Genomic DNA, 21,132 nt, shown 5'->3' on the forward strand with positions numbered 1-21,132 from the left:
GATTTATGGAGCACCTGCTTTGGCAGATGTGTCTATTAAACTTGGCAGAGGAAAATAAGTTTTGAAAAAAAGGGGATGATGTGAGGGAACTGCTGAAAAATAACTAGGTACTTTCCATCAGTCACTTTTCCATGGCCTTCAAGGCTGCTTGTTTCAGGAGCTCCAAATTCTTTACCGATATTTCGTTCGACCAAGAAGGCTTTGCCGTTGTGAGGAAATCAAAGTTGGCTTTATGTGTCAATGTTCCGTACACCGTGAAGGCCGCCAAAAGACTGCCCGTCATGCTTGGATGAAAATTGTCGTTGCCATATAACGGCAAGCTTGGCGTTGATTGCCAAGCGTATTTCCAGGCTAAGCCCGCTGGGCAGAGCAGCGATTGGGTTTGTTTGGCCGCTTGGGTGTAGGAGTAAATGACGTTGTCTAAATCTAAAAAACGGGTCGAAGAGGGCCAAACCATGTAAATGGCCATTGAGGCATTGTTTTTTTGACAAACCTCCGCCAACCGTCGGGCATATTCAAGCAATAAAACCTGCGATTCGGGCAAGGCGGAAGGGCCTTGCTGGGCAACGACAAAATCATAACGACCCGTTTCGATCTCCTTTTGCACTTTGCCTTCATTCCAGTGGTCTTCCAATGAATAGTTGGGGAAAAGAAAGGTAGTATACTCAATGCTGACGCTGTCGTGTTTGCCCATTTCCTGCACCAATTGTGGCAGATCGTTGGTATACGTAAGGCTGTTGCCAACAAACAAAATCTTCAGCGTCGATTTTTTGGTAGTAATTTCTGTGGCGTTCGTACACCCACCAAAAAAAGTAAAAAGAAGTACAAGGCTACGCAAAATCATCGGTCAAAAAAGTACATTTGTTAAATCATTTGATGATGTAAAATACAAAATTTTCAGCTTATTGAAAAACTACCCTAAAGGGTATGTTTCTTTTTTTTCTATTCCTGCCTATGAAAAATTTACTTTTTGCCCTTTTGCTGACGATTGTTTCAGCCGCCGTTGATGCCCAGCCCAAAGCTACTTTTGTGAGCGATGCTCTCAGTAAATGGAAAGGTATGAAAAGCTATACGCTTGCCGTAGCCCAAGCGATGCCCGAAGAAAAGTATTTATACAAGCCCACCCCCGACGAAATGACGTTTGTGCATCAGTTGGTACACATGGCGGGCAACATGTATTTTCTCTCGGCCAAACTGATTCGCGGCATTGATCCACCCGTGGATATAAAAGCCCTTTTGGAAAAGGCTGATCAAAACATTACCAAAAAAGAAGCAATGGAAATCATCAGTAGAGCCTTTGATTATACCGAAGAGACCATTGCCCAAATGACTGAAAAAAAACTGGAAGAAGAGCTGGATTATTGGGGCGGGCATTCCACTAAACGTAAGATTGTTTTTTTGCTAAACGACCACCAAACCCATCATCGCGGTCAGTTGATCGTTTATCTGCGCCTTAACGGCGTCAAACCCCCGTCGTATATCGGGTGGTGAGGTGGCAATAAAAAAAGGTGCGAACCTAAGCCCGCACCAATCAATAACGTTGAAAAAGTATCTTTTCGACTAAGCTATTTGTGCTTCGCGGTGAATGATGGCTTCGCGGTCGGGACCTGTTGAAATAAAGCTGATGGGCAAATTAAGTTCAGCTTCCAGAAACTCAATATAAGCGGCCAACTCGGCAGGAACTTCGTCGTAGGTATGAAGATTTTCGAGCGACTGCGCCCAGCCTTTCATGGTTTTGTACACGGGCGTGGCCTCATTGGTACACAAGTCGTACGGGAAACGGTCGGTGAGGGTTCCGTCGGCCAATTGGTAGTGCGTACAGATGTTGATTTCTTCGAAAATATTCAACACATCCACTTTCATCATCACCAATTGCGTCACGCCGTTAATCATGATGGCGTATTTAAGCGCTGGCAAGTCTAACCAACCGCAACGACGTGGGCGACCCGTAGTAGAACCAAATTCACGGCCTTCTTGACGCATCCGTTCGCCCACTTCGTCCAACAATTCGGTAGGGAAAGGGCCGCTACCTACGCGGGTGCAGTAGGCTTTGAAAATCCCGAATACTTCCCCGATACGGCGCGGCGATAAACCAAGACCCGTGCAGGCACCGGCGGTCGTGGTGTTGGAACTCGTTACGAAAGGATACGAACCAAAGTCAATATCAAGTAAAGAGCCTTGGGCGCCTTCGGCCAATACCGTTTGCCCCGCTTCAACCGCTTCATTGACGAGGTATTCGCTATCTACAAAATTATAGTCTTTCAAAAATTCCGTTGCTTCAAAGAAGGTTGCTTCGGCATCGGCGAGCGTTGAAGAATAGTCGTATTGGTAAAAATCAAGGATAACCTTGTGTTGGTCAACCAAACGATTGTATTTCTCCTTAAAATCAGGCGAAACAAGATCACCCATGCGTAATCCCTGACGGGCTACTTTGTCCTGATAGGCAGGCCCGATACCACGCAAGGTAGAGCCGATTTTGGAGTCGCCTTTCGATTTCTCATAAGCAGCATCCAACAAACGGTGGGTCGGTACAATGACCGATGCTTTCTTGGAGATAAAGAGGTTTTGCTTGAGCGGGAGGTTGTATTTTGCGAGTCCGTCGATTTCTTTTTTCAAAACAATCGGGTCAAGAACCAAGCCATTGCCGATGATGTTTTTGATTTCAGGACGAAAAATTCCCGAAGGTATTTGGTGCAGTACGTGTTTAAAACCATCAAATTCGAGGGTGTGGCCTGCATTCGGGCCGCCCTGAAAACGTGCTACTACTTGGTATTGGGGCGCCAAAACGTCCACAATCTTTCCTTTCCCTTCGTCGCCCCATTGGAGGCCCAGTAATACGTCAACTTTCATAAGTTATTCTATTTCAATTCTTTGGGGTCTTTCGTTTATTTTATTTTTATTTTCGCAGTTTACGCGCTGGCAGTTGCCGTAGAAGATGAGCGAGTGGTGCAATACATTGAATTTGAGCAAATCACCGACCATATTTTGGATATTCTGAACGCGCGGGTCGCAAAACTCCATCACGTGGTGGCAATCCATGCAAATGATGTGGTCGTGCTGACGGTAGCCGTAGGCTTTTTCGTACTGCGCCAGGTTTTTGCCAAATTGGTGTTTGGTTACTAAATCACAATCAACCAGTACATCAAGCGTGTTATAGACGGTGGCGCGGCTCACCCGATATTTTTTATTCTTCATTGATATATACAGCTCATCCACGTCGAAGTGGTCTTCGCGGCTGTATATCTCCTCCAATATCGCAAAACGTTCGGGCGTTTTGCGCAGACCTTTACGTTCCAAATAAGCCGTCAGGATGCGTTTGGCCGCTTCTAAATTTTCGTGTTTGGCTTGGGGCATTTTTTTCTTGGTTGACAGGTTAAGGTTAAAAGTCACTGGCGCGTACTCACTGCAATTAATAATTGACGCGTGGGCACCCGTGCGATTAACAATTAACGGGGGCAAAAGTACGAATTTTCAATCAAAACGTGCGACTTTAAATACACCTTCCACTTTTTCCAGTTTTTGTAGAAGCTGTTCTAAGTGGCGGGTATCGTACACGTACAACTTAATGATGGCCTCAAAAATCCCCTCGTCTGTTTCGACCGCAATAGACCGAATATTGATGTGGAGTTCGTTGGAAATGATTCGGGTCAGGTCATTGACCAAGCCCACGCGGTCGGTGCCTTCGATGCGGAGTCCCGCCAAAAACGCCAATTTCTGTTGCGAAGTCCACTTGGCTTTGATGACACGGTTGCCGTGATTGGAGAGCAATTCGGGCGCATTGGGGCAGGTGGTACGGTGAATTTTAATGCCTTCATTGACGGTCACGAACCCAAATACGTCGTCGCCGGGGATAGGGTTACAGCATTTGGCCAAGATGTAGTCAATCTTGTCCATGTCTTCTCCAATGAGCAGCGCGTCGGCGTCGGCACGTTCACCGTGCATCTTTTTGAGCTCTTTGGTAAACTGCTTGCCGTCTTGCATTGTATCGGTGTTGATTTTGGCCAACACATTCAACTTTGCTTCTTTTTCGTGCTTGAATTTCTTGATTTCGTCGGCATTGATGTAGCCTTTTCCGAAACGATAATACAGGTCGTTGGGTGTTTTGCAGTTGAAATACGCCCGAAGCTGATTAATCAATTCATTGGTTACTTCCAGGTGCAGAATCTTGCACTTGCGTTCAATGATGCTGCGCCCATCCGTAAGGTATTGCTTATTTTCTTCTTTGATAAGCTCTTTGATACGCGCTTTGGCCTTCGACGTCACGACAAATTTCAGCCAGTCTTCGCTAGGTTTCTGTCGTTTGGCCGTAATGATTTCTACTTGGTCGCCGTTGTTGAGCGACTGGCTGATGGGCACGAGCGAGTTGTTTACTTTGGCCGCAATGCAGCGAGCTCCCACTTCAGAGTGAATATCAAAGGCAAAATCTAGGGCCGTAGCGCCGCGCTGCAATACGCGCAGTTCGCCTTTTGGGGTAAACACAAATACTTCTTCGGCAAAAAGATTGCTCCTGAAATCATCCAAAAATTCCAACGCGGCGGCTTTGCTGTCTTTGGTAGCTTCGAGCATTTCGCGCACCTGATTGATCCATTGGTCGATTCCCTGACTGGTTTTGGTGTCGTTACCTTTGTATTTCCAGTGGGCCGCTACGCCTTTTTCGGCGATTTCGTCCATGCGTTTGGAGCGAATCTGCACTTCTACCCATTGGGCTTTGTCGGTGCCTTCGGGGCGGTACATCACCGTAATGTGGAGCGATTCGTAGCCGTTGGCACGCGGAGTGGCCAGCCAGTCTTTCAGTCGGTCGATGTTTGGGGTGTAGTGGTCCGTGACAATCGAATACGCGTGCCAGCAGTCAGATTTCTCTTCTTTGGGGTCGTCTTTGGAATTCATAATGACGCGCACCGCAAACAAATCGTAGATTTCCTCGAAGGGTTTTTTCTGTTTCCGCATTTTATTCCAGATGGAATAAATGGATTTCGGACGCCCTTTGATGGCAAAATCGTATCCCTGCTCGCGGAGGTCGTCCTCAATCGGCTCGATAAATTTGGCAATAAACCGGTCGCGGGAGGCGCGGGTAGCCCTCAACTTGCTCCTTATTTCTTCAAAACCTTCGGGCTCGGTATATTTAAGGTACAGGTCTTCGAGTTCGGTCTTGATGGAATGCAATCCCAAACGGTGGGCGAGAGGCGCATAAATAAAGATGGTCTCGGAAGCAATCTTCAACTGCTTGTCGCGCGCCATGCTATCGAGGGTGCGCATGTTGTGCAGACGGTCGGCGAGTTTAATCATGATGACACGAATGTCGTCCGACAGCGTCAGCAGCATTTTGCGAAAGTTTTCGGCTTGCTGCGACGTTCCAAACTCAAACTGGCCCGAAATTTTGGTGAGGCCATCAATGATTTGCGCTACTTTTTTCCCAAACTGGCGCTCAATGTCCTGAAGGGTATAGTCAGTGTCCTCGACAACGTCGTGCAAAAGGGCGCAGATAATAGAGGTAGTTCCCAAGCCGATTTCTTCAACGCAAATCTGAGCAACGGCAATGGGATGATAAATGTAAGGCTCGCCAGATTTCCGGCGCATGTCTTTGTGGGCTTCAACAGAAAGATTGAACGCTTTTTTGATGAGTTTGGCGTCATTGTCTTTCAAAAAGGGCTTGGCGGCACGTAGAAGTCTGCGGTATCGTTTCAGAATCTCCAGACGCTCAAGATCCAAATCAATTTCTACTTCGATGGGCATGTTTATGGATGGGTCGGTGGACCGAATTTGTTGTACTCAATACGACTAAAGTAGTCAGAATTATTTTTTTTTACAACTATTTTCTGATTTATGAGCAAAATACAAACGGATATATTTTTAGTAAATTGTTGATAAACAGCTAGGTAGTTTGGTTTGAAAAAAAAATCAAAAATAAAGACGTCAAAACTTATCTATTTATTTGCATTTATTACAAATCTATTTGTAATTTTGCAGCCCCAAACACACACGTTGCGGGCGTGGTGAAATTGGTAGACATACCAGACTTAGGATCTGGCGCCGCAAGGCATGGGGGTTCGAGTCCCTCCGCCCGCACCTTTAGTGGCCGTCGTCCGTGAACAAAAATACGTTTCGGAAACCGTCAAAAACTAAACCCTCAAGCTCGCAAAGTTTGAGGGTTTTTTCAATGAGTAACCATTCAATCATCGTCCGCTCAAACGGATAACAGATAACTAATAACTGCAAAATGGAGGTTCTGTTAGAAAAAAGTACACCCACCAACGCCACGTTGACCGTAAAGTTGGCAAAAGAGGATTACCAACCAAAAGTAGATAAAACCCTCAAAGATTATAGCAAACGCGTTAATTTGAAAGGGTTCCGTCCGGGTAAAGTGCCCGCGCAGGTGATTCAGCGCATGTACGGAAAAAGCATCGTTATTGACGAGGTCAACCAATTGTTGAGCGACACCGTCAGTGGCTACATCCGCGACAATAAACTTCCAGTAGTTGGTGATCCGCAGATTGACCGCGAAAAAACATCAACCATCGACTGGGACAAGCAAAGCGAATTTGAGTTTGCCTACGAATTGGGATTGGCTTCTGACTTTGAGGTGAATTTGAGTACTTTGCCGTCGGTTTCTAATTATACCATCGAAGCGGGCGAAAAAGAATTGAATGATACCATCGAAAACCTGCGTACGCAATTTGCGGGGCAAATCAATCCCGAAGTTTCGGAAGCGGGTGATATGATTTATGGCGAGTTGAAACAAGGTGACTTCTCAACCAAAACGGCCATTCCTTCGCGCCAAATCAAAGAAGAAGCGCAAGCGCAGTTTATCGGTTTGAGCAAAGGTAGCGAGATTACGTTTGACATTCGCAACACCTTCGTTGACGACAAAGCCGTAGCGCATTTGACGGGCTTGAAAGACGAAGATGCCGCTGCATTGGCGGGTGATTTTACCTTCACGGTAGAAGACATCACGCGTCAGGCACCTGCTGAAATCAATCAGGAGTTTTTTGATAAAGTATTGGGCGTGGGTAAAGTGGATAACGAAGAAGCTTTCCGCGACCAAGTAGCCGAAATCATCAAAAACAACTACGCTCGCGAAGCCGATTCGTTGTTACGTCGTGACATCGACCAAGCATTGTTGGACAATATCAGCATTGATTTGCCCGAAGAATTCCTGAAAAAATGGTTGTTTAACGCCAACGAAGGAAAATTCACGCCTGAGCAAATCGACGCCGACTATCCGCAGTTTACGAAGTCGCTGAAACTTTCGTTGATTAAAAACAAGATGGCCGAACAAGTCGACATCAAAGTGGAGTCAGAAGAGGTGATTAACCGCGCCGAAGACATGGTACGTGAGCAGTTTGGTTTCTATGGCAACGAAATGGGCGAGCAGATGAACGACACCATCCGTAAGATTGCGATGAACTACCTGACGTCAGAAAAAGAAAATAACTACTCCAAAATGTTCAACCTTGTGTTTGACGATAAGGTGTTTGCAACCCTTAAGACGCAACTGCCGTTGGAGGATAAAACCATTGATGTAGAGCAGTTTCAGGAGATTGTGAAGAGCCTGAGCTAAGCGCGTTTTTGGATAAATAATTTTTCAGTACTAAAATGGCTGCACATCAATGTGCGGCCATTTTGCGTTTAAAACCCTGAAACAACCCAAAATATGGAAAAGCTGATTGAACTCACCAAACAACTGTGGCCTTCGATGAGCCATGCGTTTGAGGAGGTACTGCGAAACTCCTTGGTGAAGGAAGTCGTGCCCAAAAAACAATTGATTTTGAAAGAGGGGCAAACGGCGCATCGAATGCACTTTGTGGAACAGGGATGCTTGCGGGGGTATTATCTGAAAGAAGGAGAAGAGATCAACTCGTGGTTTATGAAAGAAGGTGATTTTGTGATCTCTATTGTCAGCTTTTATACCCAAACGCCTTCCGAAGAGATGATTGAGACGATAGAAGACTGTATTTTATGGTCTATCTCTTTCCAACGCCTCCATCAATTGTATCTACAATACCCCGAATTTAATCGGGTAGGGCGGCTTTTGACTGAACATTATTATGTGTTGAGTGAGCAGCGCACCCAAAATTTAAGAAAGAAAATCGCAGATGAACGCTACCGACATTTGGTCACTTCTTTTCCGGATATCAGCAACCGCGTGCCGCTCAAATACATTGCTTCTTACCTTGGCATCAGCTTTGAAACCCTCAGCCGACTCAGGGCTAAGAAATGGTAAAGTCCGATTTTTGAATTGATTTATGTCAATTTTTTGCGGTGAATTTGGGGTGAGTTTTGTAACCGAAACTTAAAAAGCTAACAAAGAGATGCTTACACTCATTTTTATCGTTTTTGGATTTTGCTTTATCTTAGAACGACTCATTCTGGGTTGGAAACTTCCTGACGTGCCGACTTGGACCATTAGAGTTTTAGCGGTAAATTTTGTTCAACTTGGCGTAGTAATTCTGGCAGGTTACACGTGGGGAAAGTGGTTTTCGGTCTATTCATTATTTCATCTTTCCGACCACGTAAACCCTTATTTCGGGGGAGTGATTGCGTATTTTATCGCGACTTTTATTTTCTATTGGTGGCATCGTTGGCGGCACACCGTTGATTTTCTATGGACCCATTTTCATCAAATTCACCATAGTCCGCAACGAATCGAAGTCATTACTTCTTTTTACAAGCACCCATTAGAAATGACTGTCAACTCAATCATTGGGAGTCTGCTGGTGTATTTTTTACTTGGATTAAGCATGGAGGCTGGCGGAATTTATACGCTTTGCACCGCACTTGGGGAGTTTTTTTATCATACAAATGTTAAAAGCCCGCAATGGGTTGGTTATATTTTCCAACGTCCTGAAATGCACAGAATTCATCATGAATACAACAAACACACCAATAATTATGGTGACATTGTTTGGTGGGATATGCTTTTTGGAACCTATGAAAATCCAAAAGAATTTAAGACTTCATGCGGTTTTGACAACGAAAAAGAGCAGCGACTTGTCGATATGTTGAAATTTAAAGATGTGCATAAAGAATGATTGTCAGTATCACTATCGACGGCTGTAAAACCAAACCACAGAGCAGAGTTTGCAAGACTTTCCAAGTTTTTAAAAACTTGGAAAGTCTCTGATTTATGCCTTTTTGACCAATATAATCACACCCGATGCCCACGACATTTTAACCATTTCAAAACGGGTATCTTCTTCGAGGGTTTTGATAAGCGCTGCTACTTTTTCGGCGTGTCCTTCGGGCCAATTGGGTTGGGGGAGCATATCATCGATGATATAAAACCCGCCCGGTTTGACCAAATTCAGGGTTTCGGCCAAATGATTGTATTTGCCAGGCCATGTATCGGCAAAAATCAAATCAAAGCTATCGGTAGGAATGGTCACAATGACCTCTTCGCCGGGAAGGCAAATCAACTCCAATCGCGGGTCTTGGCCAAGGTGTTTTTGGGCAATGGCAATCAGGTTTTCATCAAATTCTACCGAAATGAGGCTAGAATCAGCGCTCATTCCTTCCAAAATCCAAGCCGTGGCGCGCCCCGCACCCGTTCCCAATTCCAGAAATTTCCCCGCAGGTTTGGAAGCAATAATGGTGCGGAGAAATACCCCCGTCAAATCGTCGGAAGGTTGACCAAAGCTGATTTTTGCGGCATCCGCATCTATTTTTTCAATAACAGAGGGTTTGTGGGTAATGGCTGTATCGTTCATAGCGTTGTTTTAGTATCGCACAAAGGTATGACTCCGAACGAAATTTCTTTGCTCCTTTGCGTGATAAAAAATCAAGGACAAAAACGACCAAAAAAGAGCAAAGAATCCACAATGTGCTCTTCCCAATAAGGCCACTCGTGCCCACCTGAAAACTCATTGTATTGATGGTCAATGCCGTGCTGCACCAATGCCTGATGCAGGTGTCGATTGTATTCAATAAGAATATCATCTGTGCCACAATCAAACCAAAAAGGTGGGAGCGTGGCTTTGTGTTGCAGTATACTCTCTAGAACTGATTCTTGTGTTTGAACAGATGAAAGCAGTCTGTCAAAGTCTTCCACAAATTGGCTCAATTGGCCCAACTCCGTCACGGATGAATGACCGGAAAAAGCCCTGAATCTATCAGAATATTTGGCGCCCAACCGCATGGCACCGTACCCGCCCATCGAAAGCCCCGTGATGAAAAGCGGCAATGGACGCCCCGCGATTTGTTGGGTCACCACACTGACCACATCTTCCACAATCCATTTTTCATAGTCTTCCGACACATGAGGAACATACCCACTGCCATCGGCAAATAGCCCATCGGAAGGCATGACCAGAAGCATGGGCGGCATTTTGTTTTCATTAATAAGCCTATGGGCGGTTTTATGCACTCCACCTTTCAGCGTCCAGGCCCAATGACTTCCATACACACCGTGCAGGAGAATGACCATGCCTTTGAGTTCAGAAACAGGAACACTGGGTACAAAGACGCTGATATCGGCGCGTTTGTTGAGAGCCATGCTTTTGACCGTAATCAAGCGCAGATTGTCGGATTCAAAACGTGGGTCGGAGAGTTCGACGGTGAAGAATTGGGACATACATTATAAAATCAAAATGATGGAGTGGCTCTAAAACACAATCACCCCCTTCGCATTTCGGCCCGCGTGCATATCCGCAAAGGCCTCGGAGAGTTGGTCTAGAGCGTAGGTTTTAGTGACCATTTTGTCCAGAATCAAATCGCCTTTGGCGTAGAGTTGTTGGAGAATCGGAAAATCTATTTGTGGGCGTGCTTTGCCGTAGAGGGGGTTGATGTAGATTTTGTCCCATTCAAACAGGTTCATGTCAATGCTAATTACCTGCTCAATGCCACTCACCTGACAGGCTACGCCCGCGTTGCGAACCATAGCGAGCGGTGCCGCGCCAAGTTCGGGAATAGCGGTACACTCAAAGGCGTAATCAGCGCCGCGCCCGTTGGTCATGGATTTGACCGTTTGAGCGGCCTGCAATAAGCCTTTATCGGCTTTGTCGGCCAATACCGTATCGGTAGCGCCGTATTCTCGGGCCATGTCGAGGCGTAAGGGATTGATATCTACGGCGATGATTTTGGCCGCGCCCGCAATCCGCGCTCCCTGAATAACGTTTAGCCCCACGCCACCCGTGCCGAGTACCACGACCGAACTCCCCGTTTTGACCTTGGCGGCATTGACCACTGAGCCGTAGCCCGTCATGACGCCGCAACCCACAATGGCTGCTGACGAAAAAGGCATCTCGACCGTGATTTTGACGCAGGCCGCTTCTCGCACCAACGTGTATTCTGCCATCGTACCGAGGCTGAACGCGCGCTCAATGGGTTGACCTTCCAGAAGGGTAGAGGCCAGTGTAGCGTGGCCGCCAGAGGCCTTATTGCCCGCCGTAACGGGCGAATTGACTTCGCAAATATGTTGGTTGCCTTCCTGACACTGAAAGCATTTGTGACACGGGATGGCCCAGTTGAGCATCACTTTGTCGCCTACTTGAAGATTCGTTACATCAGGACCGATTTGGGTTACGATGCCCGCGCCTTCGTGGCCCATTACGAGGGGTTTGCCCCACGATTGCGAATCCCAATCTGTATGACAGATGCCCGCCGCTTTGATTTGTACCAGCACTTCATCGCTCTGCGGGGCGGCTACTTGGAGCATTTGAATAGAAAAACTGCCCGTGCCGTTGGCAATGGCTGCTTTTGCGTTAAGCATTTTATTTTGGAAAAAGGATATACGGATTAACGGATAACGGATTTCTACTTGGCTTTCGGATATTGGCTTAAATCAGGGCGTTTAAAATCGGTAAAAATGCTTTCGGGAAGTTTATCGAACACCATGATGTCGGTGAGGTCGCGGTCGCCACGCTCGCCAGAAATCATGATTTTGCCGTGTTGCTTGTAGTCGGTCCACGGACGAATGAAGCCCGGCTTCTCGGCATCAAACTTGGGATAATAAGCCCATTGCCACACCATAGGGTTTGTTTTCTTTACCCATACTTTGTATTTATTGTCGGGGGTATTGCCTACGCCTTTAAAGGTCAATTGGATTACATCGGCTTCTACGCCGTCCTGCGTTTTGTCTTCGCCGAGGTATTTGAGGGTTACGCCCGAATCTTTCAGTTTAAAAGGCATTAAGAGCCAATAACTGTCGTTTATCCAAGCGCCTTTTCCACTTTTTACATATTTGGCGGTCGAATCGGGAGCCGTTTGTTCCTGTCCGTATTTGAACACGCGTCCTTTGTCGGTATTGATGTTTAAAAGAATGGTCTGGTCGTTATTGACATTGTCGATGCGCACATTGCCAGTCCATTTGTCCCAAATCAGTTTTCGATTTCCGAAGAAATTCCAAGCGATGTAGCGCGTTTTATCCCAATTTTTGCGCCCTCCCATGTTTTCCATCACTTGGTCGGCTATTTCGATGGCTTTGGCGTCAGAGCCCGCGGCGTCGAAGCCTGCGGCGGCTGGGTTCTTCTGGGCAAAACACGCCGAAAACAATAGGAAAGCGAGCAAATTGAGTGTAAATTGTTTCTTCATTGACATACATTTTTGACGTTAAAACGGGTTTTTTCAGTAGTTCTACCCAGAGGGGTGATTTTTATCACCAAGGTAACTGATTTTTGTCATATAGTTTCACCCTTAAATAGCACAATTTTATGGCATCCAACCAACGTAGAAAAACAATGAGAACAATTTTGGTACCCACGGACTTCTCTGACAACTCCCAAAAAGCGCTTGAATTTGCGCAAATAATTGCAGAAAGGTACGATGCGGGAATTTCATTGGTACATGCGTATCATCCGCCAATCATTGACCCTAACCTGCCGCCGGAAGCATTGATTGCACTGGCTGAACAGACGGAGAAAATTGACAGAGAAAAGCTAGAAGCGTGGGAAAACGAATGTAACCAAGATGGGTTTGCGTGTGAAAGTAAACTCGTATTTGGCTCGGCAACAGAGGTGATTTTGGACGAGGTCATCGAGCAGAGGCCGATTTTGGTCGTCATGGGCCGCACGGGCAAAGGGGGCTGGCTCGATAAACTGATGGGCAGTGTAGCCACGAGTGTTTCGGCCAAGGCCGCGTGCCCTGTGTTGGTGTTGCCGCCGCAGGCGCACACCAAAGACATTAAGCGAATCGTGTATGCCACGGAGTTGGAGCGACCCGAAGAAAATGCCTTGGGCTTTGCGTTCAATTTAGCCGAACATTTTAATGCTGAATTGGACCTTGTAAAAGTAAATGCGTCTTTTGAAGTGAATGTGTTTGATGATGAGCAGTTTATCGGCGACATCAAAGCGGCGTTTGGGGATAAAAAGTATACCCTCCACGCCATCGACGAAGAGTCGGTTGTGGATGGATTGCAAAAATATGCCGACAAACATCATGCAGATTTGATTGTCATGGCTACCCGTAAGCGGGACTGGTTATCGGGATTGATTAATCCGAGCCTTTCCAAAAAAATGGTGTTGGCGTCGCATATCCCGATACTGATTTGTCACTTAGAACAAATGGAGACATTGGAGGCGTAAGAAATTTGCCTCATAAAAATATTAAAAATCTTGCGAGAATGGGTTGTTTAGAGTACACCTGGGCCTGCTTTGGCCCAGGTGTCTTTGTGTTTGGGGGGGCTAAAAATCGCCCGAATAAAAAGGGCTGAATACATAATAACTCGAATCGCGTTTCAAACGGTTGGGTGCCCGTTCAATCCAGATGACGAAATCAGTTTCGTGGGGTTTGCGGGTGGAGGCTTGAATCATTTTTAATTCAGGAACTGGCTTTTGATTATTCCGGTATTCCTCGGTAACACCATATAAATTTTCTTTTGAGGCGCGCTTGTGCGCATATACGTGGGCTACCTGCCTGATGTGCACATTCTCTAGTTCTTCCAATGAGACTTGCTTTCCATCCACAAATACCGTCACGCTTTTCTTGTATTCATCGTAAAGAGCTAAGTGATGATTGGCCCGAACGTAGAGCATGGTGTTTTTTCGTTTAAAAAAACTTGCTTCCATGAGTTGATTCATGTCGCCCGTCCAAGTGTAGGAGGTATGTTTATTCGGGTTGACCATTTTAACCCTACTCACCAGCTGGCCTTGTTTGTAGTTTTCAAAGATGATGGTATCCCCTGAGTGAGAGGTTGTACTGACGGTCATTTGGGCAATATTTGGCCTCTGGCTTTTATCATTTTTAGGAATGGCTTCTTTCTCTGGCTCCGATTGCAGCAGTGGCTGACACATCGCTGTTAAAAACAACAATAAACTCAGTGTGATATACCGCCAACTGCTTCGCCATGTGGATTGACGATTCATCATCTCAATACGACTATGTAACCTTGATTTATTTGAATGCACCTCACCGAAGTGGTTGGTGAAGGTGAAATGGTCTGGATTAGTGAGGGTTTTCATGGCTGTTTGAATTTAAGGATTAGTATGAACAAGTAGATACGTCTTTTTGGCATAATCTTTCTTTTCATCATAGATGTCGAAGATGAATGCATCTTTTATCGTTTTTACATCAAGTTTGGCTAAATCTTCATGGGCAATCGGGTGTCGGTTAACTCGTGTAATCGCACTCGGATGTTTTAATGCTTCTTTTAATATTTCTGCGCCTGAAAGTTTATCTTTCCAAACAGAAGTGGATTTTCCCGATAACACTCTAAAGAACGGCGATTGGTTTTCAGGAAAAGAAGTGACAGTTAGATATTGAATATTTTCCCAAAATGTTCCCAGTTGCACCTGTTTCTCTCTTAATTCATATTCAAGGGCATTTTCGTTATAGGCTTTCTCTGCCTCTGTGCGGTCTTCCAGCACCACTTTCTGTAAGTCAGCCAAGGGAGATTCTCTGCTATGATGAATGATTTTGTTTGTCTTGAGATCCAATTTTAGAAAACCGCACCTAATAGGCCGAAGTGAATGCGGGTTTCCGTAGTGGGAAGAACCTGCACTTTTCTCAGTACTTTCCATGGTAGCCATTTGTTGGACATACAAGTGTAAAGGGTCTAATTGATACGATGTTATTTCAAACGTTCCGCCATGCGCTTCGATAGCTTCCTGTATTTTCGTCAAATCCTTCATTGTAATTTTGGGCGTAATAACCCACTCAATGGCATCATCTGTTTGAATTAAATACTTTGTTTGGTTATTGGCGATAAGGTAAGGCTTTGAAAATGAGAGTACTATAAAGAGTACAGGCACGAATAGGAAGTACTTGCCGACCGTCTTCCAAGTCGTATATTGTTTGTTCATCATCTCAATCCGCGTTTTCAACAGTGATTTATTGAAATGCGGTACGCCAAAGTGGTTGATGAAGGTGAAATGGTCTGGTTTAGTGAGGGTTTTCATGGCTTATTAGAATCTTTTGTGAAAATTATCATCGTTCGATGGGCTGATTTGCGTGTGGAGTCTGTGTAAAGTGCGTAAGAAACTATATAACGAATTTCATCAATGGTTAACTTTTCTGCCTGTTGAAATGTACTTGGCTGATTATTAATGAAAAACTCAGAGGATTTGTAGAGATTCTCAATACGCAGTTGCCTTTCTTCAAAATAAATACGATTGCGAGCACCCATTTGGCAGAGATTTTGGAGAGCGTCTGGGCTGAATTTGGCTATTCCATTTGGGGTTTTTAAAGGGCTGGAATAAAATTTATTGGTACTACCTCTCCATTGAGACTCATAGTTTCTCAATTCGAGTTCACCTTTACGACTTTCTGCCTCCAATTCGGCTTTACGATATTCCTTAGAATGACTTGCTCGCCATTTATCCACTTTTTCTTTGTCCGCTGCTACAACTGAACTGAACTGGCTATCAAATGAAGTTTTATCTATTTCAGCCCTACCACCTTCAATGGCTACCCAGCCCCCAAAAGCAGTAATGGGTTCTTGCTTTGCACCCGAAACATTGGTATAACAATCTTCACCATCTTTCAAAAAAGAAGTTTTCAGGTAAATGCGTGATAAATAATGGCTTATGGGGTCGTAATCGGTCTTTTTTACGTAAAATGTAGCACCTACTTTTTCAAATTCTTCATGGATAGCAAGAAAATCTTCAAAGGTCATAGTGGGGGTAACGACCCAATGCAGTTTGTTATCCTTGTATATGACATACTTGGTTTGCGAGACTAAAGTGTCTTTTGATGATGAATTGACTGAGACAACGGTTTTCTTCTCAGGTTTGGGGGGGGCTTCAAGTACAAAGTCATTAAGCTGCGTCAAAGGAGGATTTTGTCTTTCAAAAACTTCCTTCAATTCTGGCACTTTCTCTACAATTTTTGCCGCTATTTCAGCCCGATAGGGCTTGGTAAAAGCCGCACAAACCCACAGCGTTGCCACAAAAAGGAAGTATTTCCCCACGCCCATCCATTTGGATTTTGACTTGTTCATCATCTCAATGCGCGTTTTCAACAGCGATTTATTGAAATGCGGTCCACCAAAGTGGTTGGTGAAGGTCTGTTTGTCGGCTGAGAGTGTAGTGCGAAGCAAATGGTATTGATACGATTTCTTTTCGATGCCGCTGTCCAGCACCGCGCGGTCGGTGATGAATTCGAGCGTTTCTTGCACCAGTCGCTGATGCCACCATGCAAAGGGATTGAACCAAAATACGATTTTCAGCACCTCGGCCGTGAGCATATCAATGCTGTGGAGTTGGTGCGCGTGTACACATTCGTGCGCCCACACCTGCGCCCATTCGTCGTCGTTGTGGTGGGTAGGATTGTAAAAAATACGGTTGAAAAACGAAAAAGGTGAGGCAATTTTATCACTCTCAATCAAGTACACGCCGTCTTCGGTTTCGTACTGAGTACTGCCGTGTTGCAGTCGCCAGAGGGCTCCCAGCTGAATCAGTAATTTCAGCACCAACAAACCTGCCACTACGCCATATACGATGCCGATCCAATCCCACACCGAAAGCGATGAATCTTTCAAAACCGCGCTTGATACCGTCGTTGCCTGAGGACTGGGAGCAATGAATGGCTCCGATTTTGTCACCTTTGGCACTGGGTTAGCTGGTTTGAGTGGCAAAACGACGGCCACGGCTTGGGCGGGGGCATCGGGCACCCATTCCAAATCGGGGAGGGGAATGATGGGCAACAACAAGGTGGCCGCTACATTGATCCATAACAACCACCGATTGACGTTCAAAAAAGTCTCACGTTTTACCAACCACGCGTAGGCGGTGGTCAAAATGGCCAATACCAAACTGGCTTTCAGGAGATAGGAAAGGAGTTCGTAGTTCATGGTTAAGCGTTAATGGGTTTGCTGTTATTCGTTTTGTTCAATCATGCGCAGGATTTCCCGCAGTTCATCGGCACTTACTTTGTCATTTTGGGCAAAATACGATACCAGATTTTTGTAAGAGTTGTCAAAGTAGTCACCAACCAATTTGTTGATTACGAACTGGTTCTGGTATTCCTCTTTGCTGATTAGCGGGAAATATTCATGTGTATTCCCAAACGAACGATGATTTACATAGCCTTTTTCTTCAAGATTACGAATGATGGTCGACACCGTGTTGTAATGCAGCGGTGGGTTGGTAAAATAAGGCAATAGGTCTTTCACAAAAGCACTTTCGGCTTTCCAGAGCGCCTGCATGATTTCCTCTTCTTTGTTGGTGAGCTTTTCCATAAAACAAACATATAACTATATTTATAGTTTACAAACTATTTTTATAGTTTTATTTTCAAGTATTGTTTTCTGAACCATTTTTGTCAATTTTGGTTAGAATTACGTGTTACTACAGTTGTTCACCTTATCACATTCAAAAATGAAAAAACTGATTCTCGTTGGGGCGATGTTTGCCATGCAGGCGTTTACCCCTCGTCCGCTGGAAGCGCCCATTCCATTGTGCCAAACCTCGGAGCACGACATGGCTATGCTAGGGGCTGACCCTGCTTTCCAGATGCTTCACGAAGCGCCGTTGCCTTTTCATTACGCGGGCAAAGGTGAGATGATTACCTTCGCAACTTCTGACGGCAAACCTGCGTCGGCTTTTTTTATCAAATCAGCAAAAAAATCGGATAAGTGGCTCTTCGTTTATCAAGAATGGTGGGGGCTGAACGACCACATCAAAAAAGAAGCTGAAACCTTCTATAATGACCTCGGCGACGTAAACGTACTGGCCCTTGATATGTATGACGGACAGGTGGGCACCACGCCCCAAGAAGCGGGTAAAATCATGCAATCAACGCCCAAAGAGCGCTTGGAGGCAATCATGAAAGGGGGTATTGCCTACGCAGGAAAAGACGCAAAAATTGCGAGTGTGGGCTGGTGCTTTGGCGGAATGCTGTCGTTGCAATCGGCCTTGTTGGAAGGAAAGCAGGCGGTGGGTTGCGTGATGTATTACGGCCGTCCGGTGGATGATGTAGAAAAACTCAAAACCCTGAATGTAGACGTGTTGGGTATTTTTGGTAGCCAAGACCAAGGAATTCCACCGACTACGGTTGCGAAATTTGAAGAAAATATGAAAACGGCGGGTAAGCAGGTCACGATCAAGATGTACGATGCCGTACACGGTTTTGCCAATCCAAGCAATCCCAAGCACGACCCAACTGCTACCGCCGATGCTTATAAAAACGCTTTGGGGTATTTGAAAAAGAAATTGAGCTAGTTATACCCGATTATCCCTATTGTAGGGGCGGGCCTTGCGTCCGCCCTTTTTTTGTTTTAGTCCATTTTTTTAGTTCGCCCTTTTTATTCCTCTTCCTCGTTATCGGGCAGACGCGAGGCCTGCCCCTACGGTATTCCGTTTTAAATTTATCATTTTTGGGTTCTTCTGTTTTTCGGTTCACGAAAAAGGGCTGCCCTTATATTTTATTTCTTTTCTCCCAACTTTTCCTTATTTAGAATTGTTATCAAATATCATAAGGGTTATTTGAACTCTTTGTTGTAATTTTGCAGACTTTTTCTGATATACTTCGGAGGTTTGCTCCGTCCTGAACAAGATAACATACACGTATTATGCTTACAATTACGGATTTACAAGCGTCGGTTGACGATAAAGAGATTTTGAAAGGAATCAATTTGGAAATCAAACCCGGCGAAGTCCACGCAATAATGGGCCCCAACGGCTCGGGCAAAAGTACCCTCGCATCGGTATTGGCGGGGCGTGAAGAATATGAAGTAACGGGAGGAAGTGTTGAATTTGAAGGGCAGGATTTGCTCGAAATGTCGCCCGAAGAGCGCGCTGCGGCGGGAATCTTTTTGGCGTTTCAGTACCCTGTCGAAATTCCAGGCGTCACGACCATCAACTTCTTGAAAACCGCGCTCAACGAAATCCGCAAATCACGCGGGGAAGCGCCTTTGGACGCGGCGCAGTTTTTGAAACTCATGCGTGAAAAGGCCAAAATCGTTAACATCGACGATGCGTTGCTGAAACGCTCATTGAACGAAGGCTTTTCGGGTGGTGAGAAAAAACGTAACGAAATCTTCCAAATGGCCATGTTGGAGCCTAAATTGGCTATTCTCGACGAAACCGATTCGGGATTGGATATTGATGCTTTACGAATTGTGGCTGAGGGAGTTAACAAACTTCGTTCGCCTGAGCGTGCGGTCATCGTCGTAACCCACTACCAACGTTTGCTTGACTACATCGTTCCCGATTACGTACACGTATTGTACAAAGGTCGTATTGTAAAATCGGGCTCGAAAGAACTCGCCTTTGAACTCGAAGAAAAAGGTTACGATTGGATCAAAGCCGAAGTGGCAGCGTTGTAAATGAGTTAATGGTTAAAAGTTAACGGTTACGAAAAGTATATAGCTAACGGTTAACGATTGACAATCCTACAGGAAAAAAATGAGCAATATCCTCAATAACGATTTAAAACAACAACTCGTCGCAGATTTTCAGGCTACGGAAAGCCGCCTGAATGGTGAGGCCAAAACCGAAGTCCACCAAAAGCGTCGCGAAGCTATGCAACGCTTTGAAGCGTTGGGTTTCCCGACCATCAAGCACGAGGAATGGAAATACAGCAACGTCAATAACCTGGTAAAACAGGCGTTTGATTTCAACGTAAAATCTGACTTTGGCGCGAACGACGTAGAAACGCTCGAAATTCCAAATTTGCAGGGCAACGTGCTGTATTTCGTCAACGGAATGTACAATGCCGAGCTTTCGAGTATTGTTTCTCCCGAAAGCCAGTTGCAGATTCTTAATTTTGGTCGGGCGGTAAAAGAGAAACCCGAACTGTTGGCTACCTATTTTGCCCATTACGCCAATTACCAAGACGAAGCATTTACGGCCCTCAATACCGCTTTTGCGCACGATGGCGTGGTCGTTCACGTTCCTGCGGGCAAAGTTGTGGAAGAGCCTATCATTCTGCGTTTTATTACTGATGCCCGCACCGCCAATGCCGCATCGCAGCCCCGCAATTTGATTGTGGTGGGCAAAAACGCGGAAGTGAAAATGGCCGAAGCATTCCGGACCATCGGCGACAACGGTTCGTTTACCAACGTGGTGACGGAAATTGTGGTGGAAGAAAACGCCAACGTTCAGTATTACAAAGTACAAAACGAGACCGAAAAGGCCTACCACATCGGTACAACGCAGGTGATTCAGAAAGACAAGAGCCACTTTTATGCCGTAACCGTGACGGTAAACGGGGGTTTTGTGCGCAACAACCTCAACATCGTTTTGGACGGCCAACACTGTGAGTCTTTCATGTACGGCTTATATTTTCCGAACGGAAAACAGCACGTCGACAATCATACGCTCGTTGACCACGCCAAGCCCAATTCGTACAGCAATGAGTTGTACAAAGGTATCTTGAAGGATACATCGACGGGGGTTTTCAACGGTAAAATCTTTGTGCGCGAGTACGCCAGCAAGACCAACGCGTATCAATCATGCCGCAACGTAGTGCTGTCGGACGAAGCTTCGATGAACACCAAACCGCAGTTGGAAATTTACAACGACGACGTAAAATGCTCGCACGGAACCACGACGGGGAAACTCAACGACGAAGCGATTTTTTACATGCGCTCACGCGGGATTCCTAAAGCCGAAGCCGTTACGCTGTTGATGTATGCTTTCTGCGAGGACGTGATCAGTCAAATCAAAATTGAATCAATTCGGGAATATTTATCGGGACTGATTGTTGAAAAGTTGGCCCAATAAATGATTCTGAAAACCAATATTGAATCCCTGTCGTGAGATA

Annotated in this window: 20 protein-coding genes and 1 tRNA gene; 9 read left to right on the plus strand and 12 right to left on the minus strand. The window is 45.5% G+C overall.

The genetic code is table 11. From position 1 onward, the window contains the following. Positions 1 to 121: 121 nt before the first annotated feature. Positions 122 to 844: an SGNH/GDSL hydrolase family protein gene (locus tag DVG78_RS12640; RefSeq protein ID WP_114461448.1), complete on the minus strand. Its 723-nt coding sequence runs from the start codon at positions 842 to 844 to the stop codon at positions 122 to 124. 110 nt (positions 845 to 954) lie between these two features. Here DVG78_RS12640 and DVG78_RS12645 point away from each other — a divergent pair, with 110 nt between their 5' ends. Continuing rightward, the gene (locus DVG78_RS12645; protein WP_158550019.1) at positions 955 to 1,491 is read left to right on the plus strand and encodes a DinB family protein; all 537 of its coding nucleotides are present in this window, start codon (positions 955 to 957) and stop codon (positions 1,489 to 1,491) included. Between the two features lie 69 nt (positions 1,492 to 1,560). Here the strand turns inward: DVG78_RS12645 and DVG78_RS12650 are convergent, their stop codons facing one another. The 3 genes from DVG78_RS12650 to DVG78_RS12660 all read right to left on the minus strand — a co-directional run bounded on the left by DVG78_RS12650 (position 1,561) and on the right by DVG78_RS12660 (position 5,733). Beyond that, on the minus strand, positions 1,561 to 2,850 hold the full coding sequence (locus tag DVG78_RS12650; RefSeq protein ID WP_114461450.1) for an adenylosuccinate synthase: 1,290 nt from the start codon (positions 2,848 to 2,850) through the stop codon (positions 1,561 to 1,563). A gap of 3 nt (positions 2,851 to 2,853) precedes the next feature. Next, a complete protein-coding gene (locus DVG78_RS12655) occupies positions 2,854 to 3,354 on the minus strand; it encodes a Fur family transcriptional regulator (protein ID WP_114066434.1) in 501 nt (166 codons plus the stop codon). Positions 3,355 to 3,471: 117 nt separating this feature from the next. Further along, positions 3,472 to 5,733 (minus strand): RelA/SpoT family protein, encoded by a 2,262-nt coding sequence (locus DVG78_RS12660; RefSeq protein WP_114066433.1) that lies wholly within the window; start codon positions 5,731 to 5,733, stop codon positions 3,472 to 3,474. 251 nt (positions 5,734 to 5,984) lie between these two features. Between DVG78_RS12660 and DVG78_RS12665 the strand changes: the two genes are divergently transcribed. From DVG78_RS12665 to DVG78_RS12680, 4 genes are all read left to right on the plus strand, one after another. After that, positions 5,985 to 6,066, plus strand: a tRNA-Leu gene (locus tag DVG78_RS12665). A gap of 151 nt (positions 6,067 to 6,217) precedes the next feature. After that, positions 6,218 to 7,558: a trigger factor gene (tig, locus tag DVG78_RS12670; RefSeq protein WP_114461451.1), complete on the plus strand. Its 1,341-nt coding sequence runs from the start codon at positions 6,218 to 6,220 to the stop codon at positions 7,556 to 7,558. Positions 7,559 to 7,651: 93 nt separating this feature from the next. Next, positions 7,652 to 8,221, plus strand: a complete 570-nt coding sequence (locus DVG78_RS12675) for a Crp/Fnr family transcriptional regulator (protein ID WP_114461452.1) — start codon at positions 7,652 to 7,654, stop codon at positions 8,219 to 8,221. An 88-nt stretch (positions 8,222 to 8,309) separates the two neighbouring features. Next, positions 8,310 to 9,029, plus strand: a complete 720-nt coding sequence (locus tag DVG78_RS12680) for a sterol desaturase family protein (RefSeq protein WP_114461453.1) — start codon at positions 8,310 to 8,312, stop codon at positions 9,027 to 9,029. A gap of 93 nt (positions 9,030 to 9,122) precedes the next feature. Here DVG78_RS12680 and DVG78_RS12685 read toward each other — a convergent pair whose 3' ends face one another. From DVG78_RS12685 to DVG78_RS12700, 4 genes are all read right to left on the minus strand, one after another. Then, complete coding sequence (locus DVG78_RS12685; protein WP_114461454.1) at positions 9,123 to 9,704, minus strand: O-methyltransferase; 582 nt, start codon at positions 9,702 to 9,704, stop codon at positions 9,123 to 9,125. 71 nt (positions 9,705 to 9,775) lie between these two features. Continuing rightward, on the minus strand, positions 9,776 to 10,567 hold the full coding sequence (locus DVG78_RS12690) for an alpha/beta hydrolase (RefSeq protein WP_114461455.1): 792 nt from the start codon (positions 10,565 to 10,567) through the stop codon (positions 9,776 to 9,778). Between the two features lie 30 nt (positions 10,568 to 10,597). Beyond that, a complete protein-coding gene (locus tag DVG78_RS12695; protein WP_114461456.1) occupies positions 10,598 to 11,704 on the minus strand; it encodes an alcohol dehydrogenase catalytic domain-containing protein in 1,107 nt (368 codons plus the stop codon). Positions 11,705 to 11,748: 44 nt separating this feature from the next. Further along, positions 11,749 to 12,531: a hypothetical protein gene (locus DVG78_RS12700; RefSeq protein ID WP_114461457.1), complete on the minus strand. Its 783-nt coding sequence runs from the start codon at positions 12,529 to 12,531 to the stop codon at positions 11,749 to 11,751. 140 nt (positions 12,532 to 12,671) lie between these two features. On the opposite strand from DVG78_RS12700, the gene DVG78_RS12705 reads away from it, so the two are divergent. Further along, the gene (locus DVG78_RS12705) at positions 12,672 to 13,514 is read left to right on the plus strand and encodes a universal stress protein (RefSeq protein ID WP_158550020.1); all 843 of its coding nucleotides are present in this window, start codon (positions 12,672 to 12,674) and stop codon (positions 13,512 to 13,514) included. Between the two features lie 99 nt (positions 13,515 to 13,613). Here the strand turns inward: DVG78_RS12705 and DVG78_RS12710 are convergent, their stop codons facing one another. Genes DVG78_RS12710 through DVG78_RS12725 form a run of 4 tightly spaced genes read right to left on the minus strand, consistent with a single transcriptional unit; the run spans position 13,614 to position 17,605 of the window. Then, positions 13,614 to 14,390: a hypothetical protein gene (locus DVG78_RS12710; RefSeq protein WP_147277069.1), complete on the minus strand. Its 777-nt coding sequence runs from the start codon at positions 14,388 to 14,390 to the stop codon at positions 13,614 to 13,616. A gap of 12 nt (positions 14,391 to 14,402) precedes the next feature. Continuing rightward, positions 14,403 to 15,326: a hypothetical protein gene (locus DVG78_RS12715; RefSeq protein ID WP_114461460.1), complete on the minus strand. Its 924-nt coding sequence runs from the start codon at positions 15,324 to 15,326 to the stop codon at positions 14,403 to 14,405. Further along, positions 15,323 to 17,218, minus strand: coding sequence for a M56 family metallopeptidase (locus DVG78_RS12720; protein ID WP_114461461.1), 1,896 nt, complete (start codon positions 17,216 to 17,218; stop codon positions 15,323 to 15,325). Before DVG78_RS12720 ends, DVG78_RS12715 begins: the two co-directional genes overlap by 4 nt. A gap of 24 nt (positions 17,219 to 17,242) precedes the next feature. Continuing rightward, positions 17,243 to 17,605: a BlaI/MecI/CopY family transcriptional regulator gene (locus DVG78_RS12725; protein WP_114066420.1), complete on the minus strand. Its 363-nt coding sequence runs from the start codon at positions 17,603 to 17,605 to the stop codon at positions 17,243 to 17,245. Between the two features lie 139 nt (positions 17,606 to 17,744). On the opposite strand from DVG78_RS12725, the gene DVG78_RS12730 reads away from it, so the two are divergent. The 3 genes from DVG78_RS12730 (at position 17,745) to sufD (ending at position 21,092) form a co-directional block, all read left to right on the plus strand. Continuing rightward, a complete protein-coding gene (locus DVG78_RS12730; protein ID WP_114461462.1) occupies positions 17,745 to 18,587 on the plus strand; it encodes a dienelactone hydrolase family protein in 843 nt (280 codons plus the stop codon). A 350-nt stretch (positions 18,588 to 18,937) separates the two neighbouring features. After that, the gene (sufC, locus tag DVG78_RS12735; protein ID WP_114066418.1) at positions 18,938 to 19,693 is read left to right on the plus strand and encodes a Fe-S cluster assembly ATPase SufC; all 756 of its coding nucleotides are present in this window, start codon (positions 18,938 to 18,940) and stop codon (positions 19,691 to 19,693) included. Positions 19,694 to 19,772: 79 nt separating this feature from the next. Beyond that, positions 19,773 to 21,092: a Fe-S cluster assembly protein SufD gene (gene sufD / locus DVG78_RS12740; RefSeq protein WP_114461463.1), complete on the plus strand. Its 1,320-nt coding sequence runs from the start codon at positions 19,773 to 19,775 to the stop codon at positions 21,090 to 21,092. Positions 21,093 to 21,132: the final 40 nt, after the last annotated feature.

This window comes from Runella aurantiaca (assembly GCF_003339505.1).
GTDB lineage: Bacteria > Bacteroidota > Bacteroidia > Cytophagales > Spirosomataceae > Runella > Runella aurantiaca.

What these genes read in the sequence shown, in the direction of transcription:
- DVG78_RS12705 (WP_158550020.1), top strand. Translation starts at nt 12,672, where the DNA reads ATGAGAACAATTTTGGTACCCACGGACTTCTCTGACAACTCCCAAAAA.
- DVG78_RS12675 (WP_114461452.1), top strand. Translation starts at nt 7,652, where the DNA reads ATGGAAAAGCTGATTGAACTCACCAAACAACTGTGGCCTTCGATGAGC.
- DVG78_RS12680 (WP_114461453.1), top strand. Translation starts at nt 8,310, where the DNA reads ATGCTTACACTCATTTTTATCGTTTTTGGATTTTGCTTTATCTTAGAA.
- sufC (WP_114066418.1), top strand. Translation starts at nt 18,938, where the DNA reads ATGCTTACAATTACGGATTTACAAGCGTCGGTTGACGATAAAGAGATT.
- DVG78_RS12720 (WP_114461461.1), bottom strand. Translation starts at nt 17,218, where the DNA reads ATGAACTACGAACTCCTTTCCTATCTCCTGAAAGCCAGTTTGGTATTG.
- DVG78_RS12655 (WP_114066434.1), bottom strand. Translation starts at nt 3,354, where the DNA reads ATGCCCCAAGCCAAACACGAAAATTTAGAAGCGGCCAAACGCATCCTG.
- tig (WP_114461451.1), top strand. Translation starts at nt 6,218, where the DNA reads ATGGAGGTTCTGTTAGAAAAAAGTACACCCACCAACGCCACGTTGACC.
- DVG78_RS12700 (WP_114461457.1), bottom strand. Translation starts at nt 12,531, where the DNA reads ATGTCAATGAAGAAACAATTTACACTCAATTTGCTCGCTTTCCTATTG.
- DVG78_RS12690 (WP_114461455.1), bottom strand. Translation starts at nt 10,567, where the DNA reads ATGTCCCAATTCTTCACCGTCGAACTCTCCGACCCACGTTTTGAATCC.
- sufD (WP_114461463.1), top strand. Translation starts at nt 19,773, where the DNA reads ATGAGCAATATCCTCAATAACGATTTAAAACAACAACTCGTCGCAGAT.
- DVG78_RS12725 (WP_114066420.1), bottom strand. Translation starts at nt 17,605, where the DNA reads ATGGAAAAGCTCACCAACAAAGAAGAGGAAATCATGCAGGCGCTCTGG.
- DVG78_RS12660 (WP_114066433.1), bottom strand. Translation starts at nt 5,733, where the DNA reads ATGCCCATCGAAGTAGAAATTGATTTGGATCTTGAGCGTCTGGAGATT.
- DVG78_RS12685 (WP_114461454.1), bottom strand. Translation starts at nt 9,704, where the DNA reads ATGAACGATACAGCCATTACCCACAAACCCTCTGTTATTGAAAAAATA.
- DVG78_RS12715 (WP_114461460.1), bottom strand. Translation starts at nt 15,326, where the DNA reads ATGAAAACCCTCACTAAACCAGACCATTTCACCTTCATCAACCACTTT.
- DVG78_RS12640 (WP_114461448.1), bottom strand. Translation starts at nt 844, where the DNA reads ATGATTTTGCGTAGCCTTGTACTTCTTTTTACTTTTTTTGGTGGGTGT.
- DVG78_RS12645 (WP_158550019.1), top strand. Translation starts at nt 955, where the DNA reads ATGAAAAATTTACTTTTTGCCCTTTTGCTGACGATTGTTTCAGCCGCC.
- DVG78_RS12650 (WP_114461450.1), bottom strand. Translation starts at nt 2,850, where the DNA reads ATGAAAGTTGACGTATTACTGGGCCTCCAATGGGGCGACGAAGGGAAA.
- DVG78_RS12730 (WP_114461462.1), top strand. Translation starts at nt 17,745, where the DNA reads ATGAAAAAACTGATTCTCGTTGGGGCGATGTTTGCCATGCAGGCGTTT.
- DVG78_RS12710 (WP_147277069.1), bottom strand. Translation starts at nt 14,390, where the DNA reads ATGAAAACCCTCACTAATCCAGACCATTTCACCTTCACCAACCACTTC.
- DVG78_RS12695 (WP_114461456.1), bottom strand. Translation starts at nt 11,704, where the DNA reads ATGCTTAACGCAAAAGCAGCCATTGCCAACGGCACGGGCAGTTTTTCT.